Annotated in this window: 21 protein-coding genes; 11 read left to right on the plus strand and 10 right to left on the minus strand. The window is 66.8% G+C overall.

What is annotated here, in order from left to right:
- Nucleotides 1-159: 159 nt before the first annotated feature.
- Entirely contained in the window at nucleotides 160-1,491 is a 1,332-nt protein-coding gene (locus CXR42_RS09650) for an amidase (protein WP_103257331.1), read from the minus strand.
- A gap of 77 nt (nucleotides 1,492-1,568) precedes the next feature.
- On the opposite strand from CXR42_RS09650, the gene CXR42_RS09655 reads away from it, so the two are divergent.
- The gene (locus CXR42_RS09655) at nucleotides 1,569-2,798 is read left to right on the plus strand and encodes a UbiH/UbiF/VisC/COQ6 family ubiquinone biosynthesis hydroxylase (protein WP_103257332.1); all 1,230 of its coding nucleotides are present in this window, start codon (nucleotides 1,569-1,571) and stop codon (nucleotides 2,796-2,798) included.
- A 225-nt stretch (nucleotides 2,799-3,023) separates the two neighbouring features.
- Here the strand turns inward: CXR42_RS09655 and CXR42_RS09660 are convergent, their stop codons facing one another.
- The 6 genes from CXR42_RS09660 to CXR42_RS09685 form a co-directional block, all read right to left on the minus strand.
- Complete coding sequence (locus tag CXR42_RS09660) at nucleotides 3,024-3,698, minus strand: DNA methyltransferase (protein ID WP_245875404.1); 675 nt, start codon at nucleotides 3,696-3,698, stop codon at nucleotides 3,024-3,026.
- Between the two features lie 212 nt (nucleotides 3,699-3,910).
- The gene (locus CXR42_RS09665) at nucleotides 3,911-4,318 is read right to left on the minus strand and encodes a type II toxin-antitoxin system PemK/MazF family toxin (protein ID WP_103257738.1); all 408 of its coding nucleotides are present in this window, start codon (nucleotides 4,316-4,318) and stop codon (nucleotides 3,911-3,913) included.
- A 195-nt stretch (nucleotides 4,319-4,513) separates the two neighbouring features.
- Nucleotides 4,514-4,690, minus strand: coding sequence for a Trm112 family protein (locus tag CXR42_RS09670; protein ID WP_103257334.1), 177 nt, complete (start codon nucleotides 4,688-4,690; stop codon nucleotides 4,514-4,516).
- Nucleotides 4,687-5,346, minus strand: a complete 660-nt coding sequence (locus tag CXR42_RS09675) for an LON peptidase substrate-binding domain-containing protein (RefSeq protein ID WP_103257335.1) — start codon at nucleotides 5,344-5,346, stop codon at nucleotides 4,687-4,689. The genes CXR42_RS09670 and CXR42_RS09675 overlap by 4 nt, the downstream gene beginning before the upstream one ends.
- A 27-nt stretch (nucleotides 5,347-5,373) precedes the next feature.
- On the minus strand, nucleotides 5,374-6,276 hold the full coding sequence (trxA, locus tag CXR42_RS09680; RefSeq protein ID WP_103257336.1) for a thioredoxin: 903 nt from the start codon (nucleotides 6,274-6,276) through the stop codon (nucleotides 5,374-5,376).
- Nucleotides 6,277-6,342: 66 nt separating this feature from the next.
- A complete protein-coding gene (locus tag CXR42_RS09685) occupies nucleotides 6,343-6,906 on the minus strand; it encodes a DNA-3-methyladenine glycosylase I (protein ID WP_103257337.1) in 564 nt (187 codons plus the stop codon).
- 105 nt (nucleotides 6,907-7,011) lie between these two features.
- On the opposite strand from CXR42_RS09685, the gene CXR42_RS09690 reads away from it, so the two are divergent.
- The 4 genes from CXR42_RS09690 (at nucleotide 7,012) to yddG (ending at nucleotide 11,016) form a co-directional block, all read left to right on the plus strand.
- Nucleotides 7,012-7,875, plus strand: coding sequence for an EAL domain-containing protein (locus CXR42_RS09690; protein ID WP_245875405.1), 864 nt, complete (start codon nucleotides 7,012-7,014; stop codon nucleotides 7,873-7,875).
- A 132-nt stretch (nucleotides 7,876-8,007) separates the two neighbouring features.
- On the plus strand, nucleotides 8,008-9,180 hold the full coding sequence (locus CXR42_RS09695; protein ID WP_103257338.1) for an acetyl-CoA C-acetyltransferase: 1,173 nt from the start codon (nucleotides 8,008-8,010) through the stop codon (nucleotides 9,178-9,180).
- Between the two features lie 132 nt (nucleotides 9,181-9,312).
- Nucleotides 9,313-10,038, plus strand: a complete 726-nt coding sequence (gene phbB / locus CXR42_RS09700) for a beta-ketoacyl-ACP reductase (protein ID WP_103257339.1) — start codon at nucleotides 9,313-9,315, stop codon at nucleotides 10,036-10,038.
- Nucleotides 10,039-10,164: 126 nt separating this feature from the next.
- Nucleotides 10,165-11,016, plus strand: a complete 852-nt coding sequence (gene yddG / locus CXR42_RS09705; RefSeq protein WP_103257340.1) for an aromatic amino acid exporter YddG — start codon at nucleotides 10,165-10,167, stop codon at nucleotides 11,014-11,016.
- Here yddG and CXR42_RS09710 read toward each other — a convergent pair.
- The 3 genes from CXR42_RS09710 to CXR42_RS09720 all read right to left on the minus strand — a co-directional run bounded on the left by CXR42_RS09710 (nucleotide 11,013) and on the right by CXR42_RS09720 (nucleotide 12,249).
- Nucleotides 11,013-11,177 (minus strand): YdcH family protein, encoded by a 165-nt coding sequence (locus CXR42_RS09710; protein WP_103257341.1) that lies wholly within the window; start codon nucleotides 11,175-11,177, stop codon nucleotides 11,013-11,015. The two genes, yddG and CXR42_RS09710, sit on opposite strands and share 4 nt — an antisense overlap.
- 101 nt (nucleotides 11,178-11,278) lie before the next feature.
- Nucleotides 11,279-12,037 (minus strand): tRNA1(Val) (adenine(37)-N6)-methyltransferase, encoded by a 759-nt coding sequence (locus tag CXR42_RS09715; RefSeq protein WP_103257342.1) that lies wholly within the window; start codon nucleotides 12,035-12,037, stop codon nucleotides 11,279-11,281.
- Nucleotides 12,037-12,249 carry a putative signal transducing protein gene (locus tag CXR42_RS09720; RefSeq protein ID WP_103257343.1) on the minus strand — a complete coding sequence of 71 codons (213 nt, stop codon included), beginning with the start codon at nucleotides 12,247-12,249 and terminating at the stop codon, nucleotides 12,037-12,039. Before CXR42_RS09720 ends, CXR42_RS09715 begins: the two co-directional genes overlap by 1 nt.
- A gap of 48 nt (nucleotides 12,250-12,297) precedes the next feature.
- On the opposite strand from CXR42_RS09720, the gene CXR42_RS09725 reads away from it, so the two are divergent.
- The 6 genes from CXR42_RS09725 (at nucleotide 12,298) to CXR42_RS09750 (ending at nucleotide 21,169) form a co-directional block, all read left to right on the plus strand.
- Nucleotides 12,298-13,305 carry a polyprenyl synthetase family protein gene (locus CXR42_RS09725; protein ID WP_103257344.1) on the plus strand — a complete coding sequence of 336 codons (1,008 nt, stop codon included), beginning with the start codon at nucleotides 12,298-12,300 and terminating at the stop codon, nucleotides 13,303-13,305.
- 278 nt (nucleotides 13,306-13,583) lie between these two features.
- Nucleotides 13,584-14,402 (plus strand): FHA domain-containing protein, encoded by an 819-nt coding sequence (locus tag CXR42_RS09730; RefSeq protein ID WP_103257345.1) that lies wholly within the window; start codon nucleotides 13,584-13,586, stop codon nucleotides 14,400-14,402.
- Complete coding sequence (locus tag CXR42_RS09735; RefSeq protein WP_245875406.1) at nucleotides 14,383-15,462, plus strand: PP2C family protein-serine/threonine phosphatase; 1,080 nt, start codon at nucleotides 14,383-14,385, stop codon at nucleotides 15,460-15,462. Before CXR42_RS09730 ends, CXR42_RS09735 begins: the two co-directional genes overlap by 20 nt.
- A 2-nt stretch (nucleotides 15,463-15,464) precedes the next feature.
- Nucleotides 15,465-17,978 (plus strand): ATP-binding cassette domain-containing protein, encoded by a 2,514-nt coding sequence (locus CXR42_RS09740; protein WP_103257346.1) that lies wholly within the window; start codon nucleotides 15,465-15,467, stop codon nucleotides 17,976-17,978.
- Nucleotides 17,979-18,112: 134 nt separating this feature from the next.
- Nucleotides 18,113-20,191, plus strand: coding sequence for a dynamin family protein (locus CXR42_RS09745; RefSeq protein WP_146038038.1), 2,079 nt, complete (start codon nucleotides 18,113-18,115; stop codon nucleotides 20,189-20,191).
- A 33-nt stretch (nucleotides 20,192-20,224) separates the two neighbouring features.
- Nucleotides 20,225-21,169, plus strand: a complete 945-nt coding sequence (locus CXR42_RS09750) for a dynamin family protein (protein WP_103257348.1) — start codon at nucleotides 20,225-20,227, stop codon at nucleotides 21,167-21,169.
- Nucleotides 21,170-21,212 lie beyond the last annotated feature (43 nt).

Genomic DNA, 21,212 nt, shown 5'->3' on the forward strand with positions numbered 1-21,212 from the left:
GGGCATGGCGCGCAGGTCCAGAAAAACCAACAGCTTTATGGGCTTGGGTCGCGGGGTCTGTGGCATTCCGGCAAGATCGGGCGGTGGGCGAATCGCCCGCCCTACCTGGGGCAGGTCCCGGGCCGTGATCGCGGGCGTAAGGTGGGCGATCCGCCCACCCTACCGCAGGGCAATCTCCGCCGCCGCACCCAGCCGCAACAGCCGCGCCTCTTGTCCCGGACCGGCCAGCAGACTGATCCCGCAGGACGGCTGCGAGGTCGGCAGCGTCAGCGCGCACAGGCCCATCAGGTTGCCGATCCGGGTGTTGCGCAGGGCCAGCAAGTTCTCGGTCACGTAATACTCGTTGTCGGTCATCAGCCGATCCGCATTGGGCGGCAGGATCGGCGAGGTCGGCACCAGCACTGCGTCAAAGACCGCTGTCCGCGCCGCCCAGGCCGCCCGCAGGACATGCAGCCGCCGCCAACCCGCCACATGGTCCATCGCAGCGATGCTGGCACCCGAGCGGAACCGCTCCAGAATCCGCGGAAACATCTTTTCCGGCGCTTTTTCGATGGTGTCGCGCCAGATGCCATAGGCCTCGGCAGTGAACAGGATCCCGGCCAGGCCCATCGCCTCTGCCACCTCGGGCGCCTGGATGCGGGTGATCTGCGCCCCCGCCCGCCCCAACCGCGTCACGGCATCGTCAAAGCCCTGCGCGGGCCGGTCGCGCAGGTCGTCCAGCGCCACGGTTTCCAGCACCGCCAGCCGCAGGCCCGAGAGATCGGCCCCTTTCAGGTCGGCTGGGCGCTGCCCGGAAAGTGCGGCCAAGAGATGCGCGCAATCCTCGACCGAATGGGCCAGCGGGCCGATGGTGTCAAAGGTCTCGCACAGGGGAACGGTTCCGGCCATCGGCAGGCTGCCGTGGGTGGTCTTGAGGCCGACAAGGTCGTTCCACGCCGCCGGGATGCGGACCGAGCCGCCGGTATCCGACCCGATCGCCGCCGGGGCCAGGCCAAAGGCGACCGAGGCCGCCGCGCCCGAGGATGACCCACCGGGCACCGCCCGCTCGTCATTCAGGCAGGGCGGTGTCGCCGTCACCGGGTTCAGGCCAAGACCCGAGAAAGCCAGTTCCGACATATGCGTCTTGCCCAGGCAGACCAGCCCTTGCAGCGTGGCCACCTCCAGCACCGCGGCATCGCGGCTGGGCGTGCGGTGCTTCAGCAGGGCCGAGCCCGCCTCGGTCGCCACCCCCGCCGTATCGAACAGGTCCTTCCAACTTACCGGCACCCCGTCCAGAAGGCCCTTGCGCAGCCCGGCCTTCGCACGAGAGGCCGCCGCCATCGCCTCGCCCCGGGCCCGGTCCGGCGTGGTGCGGGCATAGATGCGCGGGGCCAGTGGATGGGAGTCGATCGCGTCGAGGAAAGCCTCGGTCAGTTCGACGGGGTGGATGCGGCCCTTCTCGATCTCGCGCCCAAGTTCCGCCGCGGTCAGGTTGGCCCAGGTTCCGGTCATGCTATCCCCCGTTTTCCCGCAAGGTAGCGGCTTGGAGACGCATGGACAATCGGGCCGTGCGGGGTATCTAAGGGGGCATGACCTGGGACACCGACATCCTGATCGCGGGCGGGGGGCTGAACGGTCCCGCCCTGGCGCTGGCACTGGCGCAGGGGGGGTTCCGCGTGACCGTGGTCGATGCCCGCCCCGCGCCCGACCGGGCCGAGGCGGGGTTCGACGGGCGGGCCTATGCGCTGGCCGTAGCCTCGGTGCGGCTGTTGCGGGCGATTGGCGTCTGGGGGGCGGTGGCCGAGAAGGCGCAGCCGATCCTGCAGATCAAGGCCAGCGACGGCCGTGCCGGCGAAGGTGCCGCGCCGTTCTTCCTGCAGTTCGACGCGGCAGAGATCGAGGAAGGCCCGATGGGCCACATGCTGGAGGACCGGTTCCTGTATGCCGCCTTCCTGGCGGCGATGCAGACCACTCCGGGGGTGACGCTGCTGTCGGGCGAGACGGTCGTGGGGCAGGAGGTTTCCGCGTCAGGCGTGGCGGTGACGCTGGCCTCGGGGCGGGTGCTGACGGCGGGGCTGCTGGTCGGGTGCGACGGGCGGGGATCGGGGGTCGCGGGACGCGCGGGGATCAAGCGGGTGGGCTGGGGCTATGGCCAGACCGCGCTGGTCACGGCGATCCGGCATGAAAAGGACCACCAGGGGATCGCGCAGCAGTTCTTCATGCCCTCGGGTCCGCTGGCGATCCTGCCGTTGAAGGGCGGGCATCACTCCAGCATCGTCTGGAGCGAGGATGCGGCGGCGGCGGCGGCCATCCAGGCGCTGCCGGACGACCAGTATCTGGAGGCGCTGCGGCCGCGGTTCGGGGACTTTCTGGGCGAGATCAGCCTGGCCGGGACGCGGTTCACCTACCCCCTGTCGCTGTCCCTGGCCGAGCGGTTCGTGGCCCCCCGGGTCGCGCTGGTCGGTGATGCGGCGCATGGGGTGCATCCGATTGCCGGGCAGGGGCTGAACCTGGGCCTGCGCGACGTGGCGGCGCTGGCCGAGGTGCTGATCCTGGCGCGGCGGCGGGGGCTGGAGGCGGGCGACCCGGTCGCGCTGGAAGAGTACCAGCGGTGGCGGCGGTTCGATGCGACGGCCCTCGCGCTGGGGATGGATGCGGTGAACCGGGTCTTCTCGACCGACAACCCGGTCCTGCGGCTGGGGCGGGACCTGGGGATGGGGATCGTCGGCGCGCTGCCGGGCCTGCGGCGGGGGTTCATCCGGCAGGCGGCCGGGCTGACCGGAGAGCTGCCGAAGCTGCTGGCGGGCAAGCCGATCTGAGAGTGTCCACGGTGGACATTTTCTGGAATCCGTTTGGAATCAAAGATTTCGTCGCGGGCGTTAGGGATTTGGCAACCTTTGGTTTGGGTGGGTTTTTGGGTGGTGCGGCCGCCCCACCCCAGCCCTACCCCAAAGAGGGGGAGGGAGGCGCTTTGTGGTATGGGGTGAGGCCGGGGAGGAAGGCCGGGCGGCGGGGCCGGTGATCTTGTCGGGCTGAAGCCCGACCTACAGGTCCAGGGCGCCCTGGCGGCCGGGGGGTTCCTCCCGCGCGGCGCGCTTGAAGGTGTCGTCGCGGCGGGCGGGGAGGTGGACGGCCCGTTCGCGCAAGGCCATCGCCTGTTCGACGGTCACGATCTGCAAGCGGGGGACGGGGGCAAAGCCGGGTTCTTCGTGCAGGCCCGCGCTGGCGGCTTCGGTGATCATGGGTTTGGTGGGTTCGGTCAGCGTCAGGAACACGCCCACCCCGGCGCGTTCGCGGTCCAGCACGCCTTTCAGGTCGCGGATCATGCTGACACCGATATTCTCACCGGCCTTGACGCTGACGATCCCCAGCGTGGTGCCCTTGGCCCCGAAGTACAGCCGCCCGTCGAGGCCCCGGTCCGCGCCCTTCTTGCCGAAGTTGCCGGGCTGGGCGGCGATGAGGGAGAGCGCCCATTTCTCGAACTCATGATACTTGCCCCGCGCCGCAAGGTCGCGGGCGGCATGGATGTCCTGCGGGACGCCGTGGGTGGTGAACTGGACGGCCGGAAACGCATCGCGCAGGCGTTTTTCGATCAGGCCGATGGCAAGGTGGGTGACGTCGATGCCGATCCACTGGCGCCCGAGTTTCTCGGCCGCATGAACGGTGGTGCCACAGCCGCAGAACGGATCAAGCACCACGTCGCCGGGCTGCGGTCCCACGGTTGGAATTAGGCGTGAGGATACTCAGCCCAGCGGAGGCAGGGAACCGGAGGACAGTATACACCATTACGGAAATGCAAAGGCCCCGCCAAAGCGGGGCCTAGGGACGCTGACAAAATCTAGACTGACCAAAGCTTGTCATCGCTTGGCGGTCAGCCTGCCTAGTGATCTAGGTCTTAAAGCCCGATGACCGGGAACACTGCATAGATAGGTCACTCTGCGCCAGGAATCAAGCCGCCCAGACCCAATCCCCACAAGACACCGCGACGCACTGCCTGCAGGTCATCGCCGGTCGCCTGTGGATTCTCCCATTTTCGCCGTCCAACCTTAAAGCCATCTAAACGCCATGTCCCAAGGTTCATCACCATGTCGCACTTCGCCCAGCAAGGCAGGTCGTCAGGTTCTTGCGGGTGGTAATTCTTCGAAAGACGGACATTGAAGGGCAGACTGTGCTTTGGTGCAGTCAGACTGATAGGCACAATTGTGACGATGTCGTTCCGATGCGGCAAGCGCGGTGAAATCACCATCACCGGCCGCACCTTTACCATCTCGGGCACTTTGAATCCTTCAAAATCGCAAATGAGGATCTGACCGGCTCTTGGGTGGTATGTCAGCGGCATGCTGAACCGCCTTTGGAATAAAAGCCGAGGCAGCCTTCCCATTTTGACGACGAACGGAGGTGGTTCGGCATGGTCGCCCCTTTGGTTCACCGGAATCCTATCCGGCGGAAGGGGTTAAGGGCAAGTGAAGCGGAGGGGGAGTGCCGGTCCTGTGCGGGGATTGGAGGAGAGTCGGGGTGAACCCCGACCTACGGGTCACTCCAACTCTCGCGCCTCGCTGATCAGCATCACGGGGATGCCGTCGCGGATCGGGAAGGCCAGGTGGGCGGCCTTGGAGATCAGTTCCTGACGTTCGGCATCATAGGTCAGGATGGCGTGGGTCACCGGGCAGACCAGGGATTCCAGCATCCGGCGGTCGGCGGGTTCGGTCATTGCAGCACCTCGTCCTCGGACCCGCCGCCGCGCAGGGCGAATTCGATCAGCGTCACCAGCGTCTCGCGCCGGGTGTCCAGGGTGGGGGCTTCCAGGAGGGCCTGCTTGTCCTCGGGTGAGAAGGGGCAAAGCATGGAGAGCGAGTTGATCAGAAGCTCTACCTCGGCCTCTTTCAGGCTGTCCCAATCGGTGGAAAGCTTCATCTTGACGAAGTAGCGGCCGAGAAGCGCCATGAACTCGCCCCGGCGGAAACCGGGGTCTTCCTCGGTCGGGCCTAGGTCGCGGCCGAAGGGCGACCAGTCCACCAGGCAGCGGCGGTAGGGGGTGAAGCCCTGGACCTCTTCCTTGACGCGAAAGCGCGAGATGCCGGAGAGAGTGATCATGTAGCGCCCATCCTCGGTTTCCGAGAAGCCGGTCACGCGGCCGGCGCAACCGATGGCTTGCAGGCGTTTCTCACCCTCGCGCCGTTCGGAGGCGGGGGTTTCGCGCGGCTGGATCATGCCGATCAGCCGGTGCTTGGTTTTCAGGCAATCCTCGATCATCGCAAGGTAGCGCGGCTCGAAGATATGCAGGGGCAAACGCGCACGGGGCAGCATGAGTGCTCCGGGCAGGGGGAAGACCGGAATGGTGTCCGGCAGGTCGGCGGCGCTGATCATGGCGAGTGAGGTAGCCCGACCGGGGGGTCAGGCAAATATCATCGACGACAGGCGCCGGCGGCCGGCGAGGACGATCGGGTCCTGCGGCTTGAGCGCGTCGAAGATGGTGAAAAGCTGGGCCCTGGCGGCGCCGTCGTTCCACTCACGGTCACGGCGGAAAAGTTCCAGAAGCTGGTCGACGGCTTCCTTCGGGTTCCCGGCCGCCAGAAGGGCTGCGGCAAGGTCGTAGCGCGCCTGGTGGTCGTCGGGGTTGGCGTCGACGGCGGCGCGGAGTTCCGCCTCGGGTCCGGCATTGGCGGCCTGCTTCGCCAGTTCCAGCTGGGCGCGGGCGGCGTCGAGTTCCTTGGACTTGGCCACCTTGTCAGGCGCGGCGGCGAGGAAGCTTTCCGCCTGCTCCAGGTTGCCAAGCGCGATATGGGCGCGGACAAGGCCACCATAGGCGACGGGATTCTCCGGCTCTTCGCCCAGGATGGCGGCGAAGGTTTCCGCGGCATCGACGGCGGCGCCTTCGGTCAGCATCTCTTCGGCGGCCTGGATCGCGTCGGCAAGGCCGCCGTCACCGCCAAGCGCCGAGACGCGGTCGATGAAGGCCTTGAGCTCCGAGGCAGGCACGGCGCCCTGGAAGCCGTCGACGGGCTGGCCCTGCCAGAAGGCATAGACGGTGGGGATCGACTGGATGCGCAGTTGCGCGGCGATGCGCTGGTTCTGGTCGACATCGACCTTAACCATGCGCACCTTGCCCTTGGCGGCGGTCACCGCGGCCTCAAGCATCGGGCCGAGGGTCTTGCAGGGGCCGCACCAGGTGGCCCAGAAGTCGACGATGACCGGCACCTCGCGGCTGGCTTCGATCACGTCGGCCATGAAGCTGGCCTCGGTTGCGTCCTTGATCAGGTTCGCGTCGGTTTGCGGTTTGTCGCCCAGACCCAGCATGGTCGCCCCCTTGCGGTTTGTCTGCCGCCTATATGAGCCTTCGCGCCGGAAACGCCAAGGGGGCGGTCAGCGGGCGGGACAGGTCAGAAGGTGGTCGTTGACCATGCCCGAGGCCTGCATGAAGGCGTAGGTGATGGTCGGGCCGACGAAGCTGAACCCCTCGGCCTTCAGCGCCTTGGACATGGCCAGGGATTGCGGCGTCTGGGCAGGGACATCGGCCAGGCGCACGGGGCGGTTGTCCAAGGTCTGGCCACCAGTGAAGGACCACAGGAAGGGCGAAAAGCCCTGCGTCCCCTCGATCCGCAGGAAGGCGCGGGCGGCTTTCAGCGTGCCCTCGATCTTGCCGCGGTGGCGGATGATGCCGGGGTCCTGGAGGAGGCGGGCGACCTCATCCTCGCCCCAGGAGGCCAGGGTCGCGGGGTCGAAGTCGTGGAACGCGGCGCGGAAAGCGGGGCGCTTGCGCAGGACGGTGATCCAGGAGAGGCCGGCCTGGAAGGCCTCGAGCATCAGAAGTTCGAACAGCCGGCGGGGGTCACGCTCGGCCCGGCCCCATTCGTGGTCGTGGTAGGCGACATAAAGCGGATCGGTCCCGCACCAGGGGCAACGCATCGAATTGTCGGCAATTTCCATGGCAAACCGGGGGCTTTGAGATGAGAACGAAAAGGGAATGTTAGGGTTGGGTTTACCGATGCAGGTCTAGGTTGTCGATAACTGAGTTGCACCCGGGGGCCGCGGATGAGTTTCATGAAGGAAGCGAAAACGTCGAAGTTCGACCGCGATCCCGCACTGGCCAGCCCCCTTGCCGCCGCAATGGCCGCCCAGGACCGTGAGACGTTGAAGACCGTGGCCGATGCGTTGAAGGACCGGCGGATGCGGCTGGCCTATCAGCCGGTGGTCTATGCGGCCGACCCCGCAGTCATCGGCTTTTTCGAAGGCTTCATCCGGCTTTTGAACCTGCGCGACCAGGTGATTCCCGCGCGCGATTTCATGGGGGCGGTGGAACGAACGCAGCTTGGCCGGGAAATCGATTGCGCCGCCTTGCAGATGGGGCTGATGAGCTTGCAGCGGAACCCGCAGATCCGCATCTCGGTGAATATGTCCGCCCGGTCAGTCGGCTATCAGCGCTGGGCGACGATCCTGCGCAAGGCGCTGCGCGACAGTCCCAAGCTGGGCTACAACCTGATCCTGGAAATCAACGCGGTCAGCGCGATGCAGGTGCCCGACGTGCTGCGCCCCTTCATGGAGGAGATGCGCAACCACGGCATCGTCTTTGCACTGGACGATTTCGGGGCCGGGCTGATCTCGCTGGAAACCCTGCAGGACCTGCGGTTCGAGATCGCGAAGATCGAGGGCAGTCTGGTGCGCGACATCGACCGGATGACCGGACCGCAAACGGTGGTCCGCGGGGCGATCGCCCTGGCGCAAGAGATGGGGATGTATGTCGTCGCCGAAGCGGTCGAAACCGAGGCCGAGGCCACCTGGCTGCGCGAGGCTGGGGTGGGTTGCATGCAGGGCTACCTGTTTGGCGCGCCCTCGGTGACCCCGGATTTCCGGGCATTCCGGCATGGTCGGCCGAACCTGGGCGCGCTGGCGGGTTAGGATTGCGGCGGATTCCCCTTGGTTGCGCCAACATTCTTGCGCTTGGTTCCGGATGCGCTTAGGCCATGGGTGACGCGGCGCAAGGCGCTTGTGCCGCCATGGCTTTGACCGGGCGCAAGGGAGAGGATCCAGATGACCAATGTCGTAATCGTGGCCGCAGGCCGCACCGCGGTGGGCAGCTTCAACGGCTCGTTCGCCAATACTCCGGCGCATGACCTGGGGGCTGCGGTGATCGAGGCTGTGGTGGCACGCGCCGGCATCGACAAGGCCGAAGTCGAAGAAACGATCCTGGGCCAGGTGCTGACCGCCGGTCAGGGCCAGAACCCGGCGCGGCAGGCGCATATCAAGGCCGGACTGCCGAAGGAAGGCAGCGCCTGGTCGCTGAACCAGGTCTGCGGCTCGGGCCTGCGGGCGGTGGCGCTGGGCGCGCAGCATGTGCAGCTGGGTGATGCGAAGATCGTCGTCGCGGGCGGTCAGGAAAGCATGAGCCTGTCGCCCCACGTCGCGCATCTGCGCGCGGGCCAGAAGATGGGCGACATGAACTTCATCGACAGCATGATCAAGGACGGCCTTTGGGACGCGTTCAACGGCTATCACATGGGCCAGACGGCGGAGAACGTCGCCAACCAGTGGCAGATCAGCCGCGATATGCAGGACGAATTCGCGCTGGCCAGCCAGAACAAGGCCGAGGCGGCGCAGAAGGCTGGCAAGTTCAAGGATGAGATCATCGCGTTCACGGTGAAGACCCGCAAGGGCGACACGGTGGTGGACCAGGACGAATACATCCGCCACGGCGCGACGCTGGAAAGCATGCAGAAGCTGCGGCCCGCCTTCACCAAGGATGGCTCGGTCACGGCGGCGAACGCGTCGGGCATCAATGACGGCGCGGCGGCGGTGGTCCTGATGACCGAGGAAGAGGCGGCGAAGCGCGGGCTGAAGGTGCTGGCGCGGATCGCCTCGTACGCGACGGCCGGGCTTGACCCGTCGATCATGGGCGTCGGCCCGATCCATGCCAGCCGCAAGGCACTGGCCAAGGCGGGCTGGAAGGTCGGCGACCTGGACCTGGTCGAAGCGAACGAGGCCTTTGCCGCCCAGGCCTGCGCGGTGAACAAGGACATGGGCTGGGACCCGTCGATCGTGAACGTGAACGGCGGCGCGATTGCCATCGGCCACCCGATCGGCGCCTCGGGCGCGCGGATCCTGAACACGCTGCTGTTCGAAATGGGCCGGTCGGGCGCAAAGAAGGGCCTGGCCACGCTGTGCATCGGTGGCGGCATGGGCGTCGCCATGTGCCTGGAGCGGTGAGGGCGGTGCGTGCAAGCACGCACCCTACGACCTGAATCGAATCGGGCGCGCAATAATGTTGCGCGCCCGATTTCGTTTCGGTAACAGGATTTCAACGGCATACGGTAGCATACCCTTAGGAGGAGAATCACGATGGCACGGGTTGCATTGGTCACGGGCGGGTCGCGCGGCATTGGTGCGGCGATCTCGGTCGCGCTGAAGGCGGCGGGTTACACGGTTGCGGCGAACTACGCCGGCAACGACGAGGCGGCGGCCGCCTTCACCAAGGAAACCGGCATCCCGACCTACAAGTGGTCTGTCGCCGAGTATGACGCCTGCGCTGCCGGGATCGCCAAGGTCGAGGCCGAGTTGGGCCCGATCGACGTGCTGGTGAACAATGCCGGGATCACCCGGGATGCGATGTTCCACAAGATGACTCCGGGCCAGTGGAAGGAAGTGATCGACACCAACCTGACGGGCCTGTTCAACATGACCCACCCCTTGTGGTCGGGGATGCGGGACCGCAAGTTCGGCCGGGTGATCAACATCAGCAGCATCAACGGGCAGAAGGGCCAGGCCGGTCAGGCGAACTATTCCGCGGCCAAATCGGGCGACCTGGGCTTCACCAAGGCGCTGGCGCAAGAAGGGGCGCGGGCCGGGATCACGGTGAACGCGATCTGCCCGGGCTATATCGGCACGGAAATGGTGCGCGCCATCGACGAGAAGGTGCTGAACGAGCGGATCATCCCGCAGATCCCGGTCGGTCGTCTGGGCGAGCCGGAGGAAATCGCGCGGATCGTGGTGTTCCTGGCGTCCGAGGATGCGGGGTTCATCACCGGCTCGACCATCAGCGCGAACGGCGGGCAGTTCTTCGTCTGACGCCGGAAGGTCGTCCCGCGAGGGGTGACGAAGTCATCGACGAGCAGCGGGGCCGTTCTTCGGGGCGGCCCTTTTGCTTGCCGCGAGGCCCGGCTATGCAGATCGGGCAAGCAGAGAGGGCGCATCGTGACCAAGGGCAAGGCAACGCTGATCGGCTTTACGGCGGTGCTGATGTGGTCGCTTCTGGCGCTGTTCACCATCGGCAGCGCGCCGGTCCCGCCGTTCCTGCTGAATGCGCTGTGCTTCGGGATCGGTGGGGCGATCGGCCTGGTCTGGACCGCGCGGCAGGGGTTCGGCGTGCTGCGCGGGGTCAGTTGGAAGGTCTATGCCTTTGGCACGGCTGGACTTTTCGGCTATCATTTCCTGTATTTCACCGCCTTCCGCCTGTCGCCCAGCGCCGAGACCGGGTTGATCGCCTATCTCTGGCCGCTGTTCATCGTCCTACTTTCGGGCCTGCTTCCGGGCGAGCGGTTGCGGACCCCGCATGTGATCGGGGCGCTGGTCGCCTTTGCCGGGGCGGCGGTGATCGTGCTGGGGCGCGACGGCGGGGGAGGCTCGGCCGCGGGGCTGGTGCTGGCTTTCCTGTGCGCGCTGACCTGGGCAGGATATTCGGTCCTGTCGCGGCGGTTGGGCGATGTGCCGACGCAAAGCGTGACCGTCTTTTGCCTGGCGACGGCAGTGCTGTCAGTGGCAGCGCATCTGGCGCTGGAGGTCACGGTCTGGCCACAGGGCGCCCTGGGTTGGGCGGCCGTCGTGGCACTGGGGATCGGGCCGGTCGGGGCGGCCTTCTTCACCTGGGACATCGGCATGAAGCGGGGCGACATCCAGCTTTTGGGCGTCGCGTCTTATGCCGCGCCGTTGCTGTCCACCCTGGCATTGGTGGCGGCCGGGATTGCCCGGCCGACCTGGACCATAGCCCTTGCTGCGGTGCTGATCACGGCCGGCGCGGCGATGGCCGCGCGGGCCGGAAAGACCTAGTGGCTGAGCCGCGCGATTTCCTCTTTCAGGCGCAGCTTCTGCTTCTTCAGTTCAGCGATCTTCAGGGCATCCGTGCTGGGGCTGCGTTGCGCCCGTTCGACCTGTTCGGACAGGACTTCGTGCTTCTTCCGCAGTTCCACCAGATGCGATGCGATCGTCATGGTCGTCCTCCTGTAAAAGCTACCCACGAGGATCAGTGCACCACGAAACCCGAGTCGTGTCATCAACTGTTACAGGCATGTGACAGGATGATGCGGCCAATTCAGCGAAAAGGCGCAACAAGGTCGGCGCCATCCCGCAGGACGGCATTTGCTTGCGGCGTATAACTCTCGCGGTCGCCGTCATGTTCCAGCCCGGCATGAATCACGAAGGGAGCAAGCAGACGAAAGGGCGCGCGGCCGCCCTTGCGGGCCTGCAGCAGGATACGCAGGGCCGGCCGCCCCTCGCGCGGTTGCAGGGGCAGGACGGCGGCCGAGCCGAGTTTGGTGCCCAGCGCGGACAGAACCTGCGGCAAGCCGTCCGCCCCGCAGATCAGCGTCAGCCAGCCGCCGGGCCGCAGGCGGCGCGTTGCGGCGGCAACCCAGTCGGACAGCGGCGTGTCGACCTGCATCGCCCGCGCCCGTCCCGCGACGGGCGAGGGGCTGCCGCCCGGCGGGTAATAGGGCGGGTTGGCGATTACATGGTCGAAGTCGCGGCGCAGGGCGGTGGGCATGCGGGCAATGTCGCCCTCATGCACCTGAAGCGCGATGCCGTTGCGCTGCGCATTGCGGCGGGCAAGATCGGCGTAGTCGGGTTGCAGCTCCAGTCCCGCCAGCATCAGGCCAGGCACCCGCCAGCCCAGGCACAGCGCGGCGGCGCCGGCGCCGCAACCAAGGTCAAGGACACTGTCGCCCGGCTGCGCCGGACAGGCGGCGGCCAGCAGGACCGGATCGGTCGCAGCGCGGTAGCCCTTGAGCGGTTGCAGAAGCCGCAGCCGGCCGCACAGGAACTTGTCGTCGGACAGTTGGTCGTCCGCGAACATCAGGCGGCGGGAATGTCGTTGTCGCGCAGGATCGCGGCGGCGCGAAAATGGTCACGGTCCGCGACCATCAGTCGCTGCGGCAGGATTCCAAGGCTGCCGTCCAGGACGCTCATGTGGACGTCCAGCGGAAAGGTGGCTATACCCTCGCCCCCAAGAAGGTGCGTGGCGAAAGCGATCAGCGTCGGGTCGGTCGTGCGCAGGACTTCCTTCATGGCATGGAGTTAACCCCGCCCAAGGGCCGGGGCAAGGGCAGGGCAGGAATGGACGGGGCGGGCGAGACACAGGCGAAGGCGCCGCAGGATCGGCTGGCGGACTGGCTGGCCGAGGATATGGTGGCCGTGAACACGCTGATCCGCGAGCGGATGGCCAGCGAACATGCCCCCCGCATCCCCGAGGTGACCGCCCATCTGGTCGAGGCCGGGGGCAAGCGGCTGCGGCCGATGCTGACCCTGGCTGCCGCGCGGCTGCTGGGATACGCGGGCACCGACCACCAGAAGCTGGCCGCGACGGTGGAGTTCATCCACACCGCCACGCTGCTGCATGACGATGTGGTGGACGAAAGCCAGCGGCGGCGTGGGCGGCCGACGGCGAATCTGCTCTGGGACAACAAATCCTCGGTCCTGGTCGGGGACTACCTTTTCGCCCGCAGCTTTCAGCTGATGGTCGAGACGGGCAGTCTGCGGGTGCTGGATATCCTGGCCAATGCCAGCGCGACCATCGCGGAAGGCGAGGTGTTGCAGCTGACCGCCGCGCAGGATCTGGCGACGGATGAGGGGATCTATCTGAAGGTCGTGCGCGGCAAGACGGCGGCGCTGTTCTCGGCCGCGACGGAATCGGGCGGGGTGATCGCGGGGGGAAACGAGGCGCAGGTGCGGGCGCTGTTCGACTATGGCGATGCGCTGGGGATCGCCTTCCAGATTGTCGACGACATCCTGGATTACGGCGGCCAGGACGCGGTGATCGGCAAGAACACTGGCGACGATTTCCGCGAGCGGAAGCTGACTCTGCCGGTGATCAAGGCCGTGGCCAAGGCGACGGCCGAGGAGCGGGCCTTCTGGGTGCGGACCATCGAGAAGGGCGACCAGCGCGACGGCGACCTGGCCGAAGCCATGGCGATCCTGGCGCGGCACGGGGCCATTGCCGAGGCGCGGGCCGAGGCCCTGGCCTGGGCCGACCGCGCGCGGCAGGCGCTGGCGATGCTGCCCGACCAAGCGCTGCGCGGGATGCTGAGCGACCTGGCAGACTATGTGGTGGCCCGGGTGGCCTGAGCGACTTGACCGAATGGTGATCCTGAAATGACCGAAGTCAGATCATTTTTTGGCCAAAGTTTACAGGAAAGTGTAAGCTGACAGAGTGTGTGGTGAATGGTGACCGCTGCTGACCCTGCCCGAAGATAGATGCTGCAGGCATCAGGGGGCAGGATGTTGCTGGACTTTGGCGCCAAGGGAAGCGTCAGGGGAAGTCCGGCAGCGATGGCTGCAAGCTGCGGTTTGGTGTGGTGACTACGGGTGGACCCTCGGCCATGTCCGGGGAGGGAGTGTAAGGTATGGGCTTGTTTGACTGGCTGCTGCGCCGCAAGCCAAGGGCTCGACGGCTGGCGATCAGCCATGGCGGCGACGCAACGGAAGAAATCAGGGCGACGAAGGCGGCAGTAGACGCGGTCGCAGCGGGCGAAGGCCCGGCGGCCGGGCGTTTCCCAAAGCTGGCCGACGCCAAGTCCGAGGTGCTGACCCAGACCGCGACCAGCGCGACCGTGGCCAAGGATGGCCCGGCGCCGGCGGTGAATATCTGGGACATGGAGGGCGAGTCTCCAACGGTGGACGCGCCGCGTGAACCAAGGGTCGAGGGCCGCCGGTCCTCGCGGACCAAGACGCGCGTGCTGGGGTTCGAGCCGCAGTCCCCCGCCGTGGTTCCGCTTTTGGACCAGGGCCGCATGGACGAGTTGGGCGACCTGGGCGAACCGGGAACCAAGGCGAACATGGTGATGCGCCCCACCGGCTGGCTGGTGGTCACGCAGGGGCCAGGCCGTGGCGCCGCATTTCCGCTTGCCCAAGGCGTCAGCCAGATCGGTCGCGGTGTTGACCAGACGGTTGCGCTGGACTTTGGCGACATGGCGATCTCGCGGCAGAACCATGCGGCGATCGCCTATGACCCGGCCAGCCACCGCTTTCACATCGGCCATGGCGGCAAGTCGAACCTGGTGCGGCTGAACGGCAAGCCGCTGCTGTCGACCGAAGCGGTGGGCGACGGCGACGTGATCCAGATCGGCGAGACGACGCTCTTGCTGAAAGTGCTCTGCACGCCTGACTTCAACTGGGTGGCCAACGAGGCCGGAGGAGACGGGCATGATGTGGCGATCGCGTGAGCCGCGCTATGATGTCGCCTCGGGCATTTCCCAGGGCGCACGCGACTATCAGGAAGACGCGATCACCAGCGATTTCCCGGTGGGCGCCGAGGCCGGCTTTGTCGTGCTGGCCGACGGCATGGGCGGTCATGCGGCCGGCGATGTCGCGTCGAAGATCGTCCTGACCGAGGTCTACAGCGAGCTGAAGTTCCACTTCGCCGATGTCGACGCCTTCGAGACCCGCGCACCCGAGATCCTGCGCGGCGTGGCCGACCTTGCGAACGAGACCCTGCGCCAGCACACCCGCACCCACCCCGAGACGCAGGGCATGGGCGCGACGCTGGTGGTGCCGGCGCTGGTCGAGAACCGGCTGTGGTGGATCTCGGTCGGCGATTCGCCCCTGTTCCTGTACCGGGGCGGCAAGCTGGTGCAGCTGAACGAGGACCACTCGATGGCGCCGCAGATCGACTTCATGGTGAAGTCGGGCCTGATGGAGGCCGAGGTCGGCGCGAACCACCCGGACCGCAACTGCCTGATCTCGGTGCTGATGGGCACGCGGATCCCCAAGATCGACTGCCCGGCCAAACCCTATGAGCTGAAGGCCGGGGATATCGTGGTCTGCTCGTCGGACGGGCTGCAGTTCCTGACCAATGCGCAGATCGAGCGGGTGCTGCACAAGTACCGCAAAAGCCGCTCGACCGAGATCGCCGAACGCCTGCTGGAAGAGCTGAACCGCCTGGCCGACCCCGACCAGGACAACATCAGCTTCACCATCATCAAGGTGAACGACGCCAGCACCCGCCCCAAGGAAAACCGAACCCCCCGCCCCTCCATGGCCGTCACAAGGCCAAAGCGGCTGACAACCGTCGCGTCAGAGCCGATGCTGATCCCGCGCAAGCCCGATCCCGAGGCGGCGGCGGAACCGGCCGGGCCGAAGGATGGCAAGGCCCGGGCCGAGGAAGTGCGCACCCAGCCACGGCGCACCATCGTTGTCGAGCCGCCGCAAGAAGATGGTAAGAAAGATGTGGAAGATCTTTCACCAGTGCGCTTGCGGCCGAAGCGGGTGATTGTCATAAAGTAACCATGGCGGAAGTTGACGGGGAACTTACGGTCGCGCAGCGGCTTGGTCGTCTTTTGGACCGGGGCCTGCTTCCTGCTGGCGGCCCGGCAGAGGCGGCGGAACGGCTGATCGAACGGCTGGAACGGCCGGCGCGCGTGGCGTTGCTGGGCCTGCCAGGGTCTGGCAAGTCGGCGATTCTCAACCTTCTGGCCGGGATGATCGTGGTGCCCGAGACCCTGCGCCTGCCGACGATCGTCGTGCAGCACGGGGCCGAGCCGCGGATGCTGTGCACCCTGGCCGACGGGCGCACCGAGGTGATCCCCGGCACCGACCTGTCAGAAGTGCTGCGTTTGGCCCCTGCCCTGGTCACGGTCGAGATGGACCTGCCGGCGCTGAAGGTCATCACCCTGCTGGAGGTGTCCGCCGGCCCGATGGAGGCCGAGCAGCGCCGCGCGACCGCCTGGGCGCAGAAGCGCGCGGATATCGTCGTCTGGTGTACGACCTCATACCTGCCGAAAGAGCAGGTGGTGTGGGAGGACATGCCCGATGTCGTGAAGGACAACGGGTTCCTGTTCCTGACCAAGGTCGATCTTCTGGGCAGCCGCGATGCCGCGCAGGGCATGCTGGAGCGGGTGGAGCAGCGCGCGGGCGAAGAGTTCCGGCAGGTGCTGGCGATCTCGGCCAAGCAGGCGCGGGCGGCGATGCAGGCCCCCGGCGGGCTGGACCGCGAGATGTTCCGCGACAGCGGCGCCGGGGCGGTGATCACCGCGATCAAGACTCGGGTCCAGATGGCGCGGCGGGCCGACATGGACATGGCCGAACTGCTGCTGGCCCGGCATGTCGAGGCCAGCGAAATGGTGGCCCGGCGCTTTGCCGAGACCGGGGATACCAAGGCCCCGGAATGGGTGCCGCCGCCCGAGGACGCGCAGGTTGCGCCGGCGCCTGTCGTGCCCGAGCCGACGCCGGTGGTTGCGGCCCCGCCGCCCGAGCCCGAGCCGGTCGTCGTTCCGCCTGCCCTGCCGCCCGAGCCGGTGATTGCGGCGCCCTTGCCCGAACCTGAGCCGGACGCGGCGCCGCCCGAGCCGGAGCCGATTGCCGCCACCCCGGCGCCGCTGCCTGAGGTAGAGGCCCCGGTGGCCCCAGTGCCCGCGCCGACTGCCGTGCAGGTTGAGGTGGCCCCGCCAGAACCGGCACCCGAACCGGTGACCGAGGTGGTGACCGGCCGCAAACGCTTTGCCGACCGGATCAAGCAACTGCCGACCGATGGCACCGCGCCGCAGGTCCCGCTGCGCACGACGTGGAAGTCGAAAGCGGAACTTGCCGCGCCACCGGCTTCACCCCCGGCCCCCGAGCCGGAGCCGGAGCCCGAGCTGGTGGAAGCGCCTACACCAGCACGGGAACCCGAGCCCGAGCCGATCGCACACCAGCCCGAGCCGGTGCCTGTTCCTGAGCCGCAGCCTGTTCCCGGGCCGGGTCTGGAGTCCGAACCGGAGGCGGACCCGACCCCCGCAGAGCCGGTGGCCGCAGCGGAACCGGAGCTGCCCGAATCGGACGAGGCGCGGATTGCCCGGATGATCGCGGCTGCGGCCGCACAGGCCCAACGCGCGCCCCGGGAACGCAAGCCGCGCGACGGGCTTCGGCCAGCCGCCGCCCCGGCGCCCGTAGCAGAGCCGGTCGAGGAAGAACCGCGTCCTCGCCTGTTCGGCGCACGGCGTGGCGCGGGGACGGAGCCAGGCTCGCCCTTGCCCGACCTGTCGTCCTTGCGCGCCCGGCCGGAGGAGATGCTGCCGCCCGAGGATGCTGGCGAAGAGCCGGAGGACGCGGAGGAGGAGGTTGCGGACGCGCATGTTCCCGAACCCGAGCCTGCGCCGCAGCCTGCTGCACCGGTAGACCCGGTTGAATCCCCGCCGCCCGTCGAACGGGTGGCCCGGCTGCGCACGGTCGAACGCGCGCCGCGTGACCGGGCACCCAGCCCGCCGATGACCAATGCTCCGGTCGTGACGCCGCGCGAGCGCCCGGCCGCGCCGCCCCCGCAACCCCGCGCCCCGCGTGAGCGCGCACCGGCCCCGCCGATGACCAACGTGCCGATGCCTGGCACTGCCCCGATGCGCGAGGCGCCGGTGGCCGAACCGGCACTGGCGCGGCGCGAGCGGCCGCGCATCGCGGCGCGTGCAGTCTCGGCCCCGGCCCTGACGCCGGCCGCGCCGATGCCTGTCTCGGCCGTCGAGCAGGCACTGCTGGACGAGGCGGTCGGCCTGATCGTGGCCCGCACGGCCGAGCTTGTCGGTGAGGTAAACCCGGATGAAAAGGTGCCGGTGGACCTGATCCTGGATCATGGCAGGGAAACGGCCGAACGGCTGATGGCCATTCTGTCGCGGGCGACATCGCCCGAGATCCGCCGAATCAAGGGTGACCTTGGCGAGGTGCAGGACCTCATCATGCTGATGCAGTTGGAGAAAGGGCGCGCGCCGGCCGACGACGCGCTGACCCTTCTCTTGCAACTTAGGCGCGAATTGGAAACATTGCGCGCAGCGTAGCCTTATTATTGACCGAAGAATCGTCTAAAACGTGCCCAATTGGGACCACTTTCCAAACTTATGTCATGATCGCGGGGACTTGCGCCTTGGCGTGTGCGATATGAGTGGTTCCGGGCGGTAGCTGAGGGGTGATCATGGGACTTGGCGCAGTTGTGCAAGATGATGATGATCCGGTTGCCGAGCACGGCGTTCCGGACGTGGTGGCACAGCCTGAGGTCGCGCTGACGCGCAACTTCCCGGGGTTGGGCCGCATTGCAGATTCGATCCAGCAGTTCGAGGATGTGCTGCGCGACTTCGTCACGATGTCGGACCCCGACACGTCGAAGAAGGTCACCCGCATCCTGCAGCAGGTGCGCGAGGTCGAACCCTCGGTCACCGTGATCGGACAGATCAAGGCGGGCAAGACCAGCCTGATCAACGCGATGATCGGCGCGCCGGGGCTGTTGCCGACGGACGTGAACCCCTGGACCTCGGTCGTCACGTCGCTGCACATCAACACCCCCACGCCCGAGTTGAACGTGCGGGCGAAGTTCAAGTTCTTCGACCATGCCGAATGGGACAAGCTGGTGTCGAACGGCGGCCGGATCGGCCAGCTGGCGGCCCGCGCCGGTGCGGATGACGAGTTGGAGAAGCTGCGCCTGCAGGTCGTGCAGATGCGCGAGAAGGCGCAGGCCCGGCTGGGCCGCAAGTTCGAGCTGCTGCTGGGCACCGAACACCGCTATGGCACGGTCGATGATTCGCTGCTGCGCCGCTATGTCTGCGTCGGCGACGATGAGGCGGCGGGGGCCGACCAGGGCCGCTTTACCGACATCACCAAGTCGGCCGACCTGTATATCGAACGCGGCGACATTCCGATCATGCTGTGCGTGCGCGACACGCCCGGCGTGAACGACACGTTCATGATGCGCGAGCAGATCACGATCAACGCGGTCCGCGACAGCCGGTCCTGTATCGTTGTGCTGTCCGCACACCAGGCGCTGACGACGATGGACATGGCGCTGATCCGCCTGATCGCGCACCGCCAAAGCCGCGAGATCATCATCTTCGTCAACCGGATCGACGAACTGCCCGACCCGGCGAACCAGGTGCCGGAAATCCACCGCTCGATCCTGGAGACGCTGGAAAAGAACAACGCGCCGCAGGATATCGACATCATCTACGGCTCGGCCCATTGGGCTAACGCGGTGCTGGACGGCAAGATCGACGAGATGACCGACGACTCGACCGAGTCGGCGATCAACTGGACCCGCGCCGCCTTTGCCGACAAGATGGCGGAATGGTCGGCGGAACAGCTGGTCTGGCATGCCTCGGGTGTGCCGGCGCTGCTGGATGCCCTGGGCCAGCGCATGTACGAAGGCCCGGTCCACGAGGCGCTGCAGAAATCGGCGCGGCAGGCGCTGAACCTGGCGCAGTCGCTGGACGTGGTGGACCAGGTCCGCATCCTGGAATCCGACGGCCAGCTTGACCGGACCATGACGGCCGAACAGCTGGACGCCGAACTGCGCAAGATCGAGATCGCCGCGCTGGAAAAGCTGACCGCGCTGACCGATGTGGCCTGCAAGGATTTCACCAACCGCATCGACCAAAGCTATGAGCGGTTCCTGGAACGTGCGACCAACAGCCTGATCGAACATCTTCAGGCCAATGGCGAAGATGCGACCTGGCATTACAGCCCGCTGGGCCTTCGGATGCTCTTGTCGTCCAGCTATCAGGTCGTGCTGAAGAAGATGCACGGCATCGCGGCCGAGGTGAACAACGAGACCGCGGTTCGGATTGCCGATCTGTACGGCAAGACCTTCTCGATCACGGTCGAGGGGTTCAAGATCGAGACGCCGGTCGTGTCCTACATCCCGCCACCGATCAACCTGGGCCAGACCATCGCGCTGGACCTTCAGGTCAGCTGGTGGAAGGGCTGGTGGCAGCGCCGCCGGGGTTACAAGGCCTTTGCGCAGGACTTCTACAAGCTGATCCGCGCGGAAACCGATCCGATCATCAACGACCTCAAGACCATCCAGATTGGCCTGTTCCGCGAGCGGACGCAGAACACCCTGCGCGACTTCTTGCAGGAACAGCGGGAACTGCTGATGAGCGCGCTGGCCAGCTCGGAAATCTCGATGGACGAGATGAAAGAGCTGTTCGGGGTGAATGCCTGGGAAGACCGGCAGGAATGCATCGCCTCAATCCTGGATGAACTGGGCGTCTACGCCGACTGAGCAACGGCAAAGGCACGAAAAGGACCCTGAAGAATGCCCCTCACCCGCAAACCCCGCATCGCCATCATGGGCGAGTTCAGCTCGGGCAAAAGCACATTGTGCAACGTGCTGATGGGCGCGCGGCCGCTGCTGGAGAAGGTGACGGCCACCCAGCTGCCGCCGGTGTGGATCTCGTACGGGCCGGACGATGCCTATACGATGGGGCTGGACGGACAGGCCTATGACCTAGACCTGCGCGACCTGGAACAGGTCAGCCTGGAGACGACGGAACACATCCGCATCTTCATGAAAAGCGACATCCTGCGCTATACCGACCTGATCGACATGCCGGGGATCAGCGACCCCTCGATGTCGCCCGAGGTGTGGGAGCGGATGGCGCATCTGGCCGATGGCGTGTTGTGGTGCACCCATGCGACCCAGGCCTGGCGGCAATCGGAAAGCGGGGTCTGGAACAGCTTCCCGGCCGAGATGCGGCAGAACAGCCTGCTTCTGGTGACGCGCTTCGACAAGATCCTGAACGAAAGCGACAAGGCCAAGGTGCTGAAGCGCGTCCGGCAAGAGACCGAGGGGCTGTTTGCCGACGTGTTCCCGATGTCGCTGGTGCAGGCGATGACGGCGGGCGACGACGAAGCGAAGTGGCTGGAAAGCGGCGCGCATGCCTTTACCAATGCGCTGTTCGATCTGGTGCATCGCCTGATCGACGAAGGCTTCCCCGAGCCTGGCGAAGAAGGCATGGCAATGATCCGCCCGGATGCGGCCGACTCGACCGAGGTCGGGAAAAGCCTGATCGCCCAGGCGTTCGAGCGGAAGATGGCCGTGCGCAACACCCCGATCGTGCGGGTGGCTCCGCGCCGGGTGGCCAACACGGGCGAGCGTCTGTTGCGCACCGAGCGGCCAAGCGGTGAAAGCGGTCCCACGGTGGTGTCCTTCTCGGACATGTTCGCAGCGGCGGGCACGTCGCCGTCCAAAAGCTCGTAAGGGGCTGGGGACCGGACCTTGTCAGTAAGCGAGCTTCTTGGGG

It is taken from the genome of Tabrizicola aquatica (assembly GCF_002900975.1).
Classification (GTDB): Bacteria; Pseudomonadota; Alphaproteobacteria; order Rhodobacterales; family Rhodobacteraceae; genus Tabrizicola; species Tabrizicola aquatica.

Bases quoted from the DNA above. Each gene is read 5' to 3' on its own strand.
- CXR42_RS09650 (WP_103257331.1), bottom strand. From the start codon at position 1,491: ATGACCGGAACCTGGGCCAACCTGACCGCGGCGGAACTTGGGCGCGAG.
- CXR42_RS09655 (WP_103257332.1), top strand. From the start codon at position 1,569: ATGACCTGGGACACCGACATCCTGATCGCGGGCGGGGGGCTGAACGGT.
- CXR42_RS09665 (WP_103257738.1), bottom strand. From the start codon at position 4,318: ATGCCGCTGACATACCACCCAAGAGCCGGTCAGATCCTCATTTGCGAT.
- CXR42_RS09670 (WP_103257334.1), bottom strand. From the start codon at position 4,690: ATGACCGAACCCGCCGACCGCCGGATGCTGGAATCCCTGGTCTGCCCG.
- CXR42_RS09675 (WP_103257335.1), bottom strand. From the start codon at position 5,346: ATGATCAGCGCCGCCGACCTGCCGGACACCATTCCGGTCTTCCCCCTG.
- trxA (WP_103257336.1), bottom strand. From the start codon at position 6,276: ATGCTGGGTCTGGGCGACAAACCGCAAACCGACGCGAACCTGATCAAG.
- CXR42_RS09685 (WP_103257337.1), bottom strand. From the start codon at position 6,906: ATGGAAATTGCCGACAATTCGATGCGTTGCCCCTGGTGCGGGACCGAT.
- CXR42_RS09690 (WP_245875405.1), top strand. From the start codon at position 7,012: ATGAGTTTCATGAAGGAAGCGAAAACGTCGAAGTTCGACCGCGATCCC.
- CXR42_RS09695 (WP_103257338.1), top strand. From the start codon at position 8,008: ATGACCAATGTCGTAATCGTGGCCGCAGGCCGCACCGCGGTGGGCAGC.
- phbB (WP_103257339.1), top strand. From the start codon at position 9,313: ATGGCACGGGTTGCATTGGTCACGGGCGGGTCGCGCGGCATTGGTGCG.
- CXR42_RS09710 (WP_103257341.1), bottom strand. From the start codon at position 11,177: ATGACGATCGCATCGCATCTGGTGGAACTGCGGAAGAAGCACGAAGTC.
- CXR42_RS09715 (WP_103257342.1), bottom strand. From the start codon at position 12,037: ATGTTCGCGGACGACCAACTGTCCGACGACAAGTTCCTGTGCGGCCGG.
- CXR42_RS09720 (WP_103257343.1), bottom strand. From the start codon at position 12,249: ATGAAGGAAGTCCTGCGCACGACCGACCCGACGCTGATCGCTTTCGCC.
- CXR42_RS09725 (WP_103257344.1), top strand. From the start codon at position 12,298: ATGGACGGGGCGGGCGAGACACAGGCGAAGGCGCCGCAGGATCGGCTG.
- CXR42_RS09730 (WP_103257345.1), top strand. From the start codon at position 13,584: ATGGGCTTGTTTGACTGGCTGCTGCGCCGCAAGCCAAGGGCTCGACGG.
- CXR42_RS09735 (WP_245875406.1), top strand. From the start codon at position 14,383: ATGATGTGGCGATCGCGTGAGCCGCGCTATGATGTCGCCTCGGGCATT.
- CXR42_RS09740 (WP_103257346.1), top strand. From the start codon at position 15,465: ATGGCGGAAGTTGACGGGGAACTTACGGTCGCGCAGCGGCTTGGTCGT.
- CXR42_RS09745 (WP_146038038.1), top strand. From the start codon at position 18,113: ATGGGACTTGGCGCAGTTGTGCAAGATGATGATGATCCGGTTGCCGAG.
- CXR42_RS09750 (WP_103257348.1), top strand. From the start codon at position 20,225: ATGCCCCTCACCCGCAAACCCCGCATCGCCATCATGGGCGAGTTCAGC.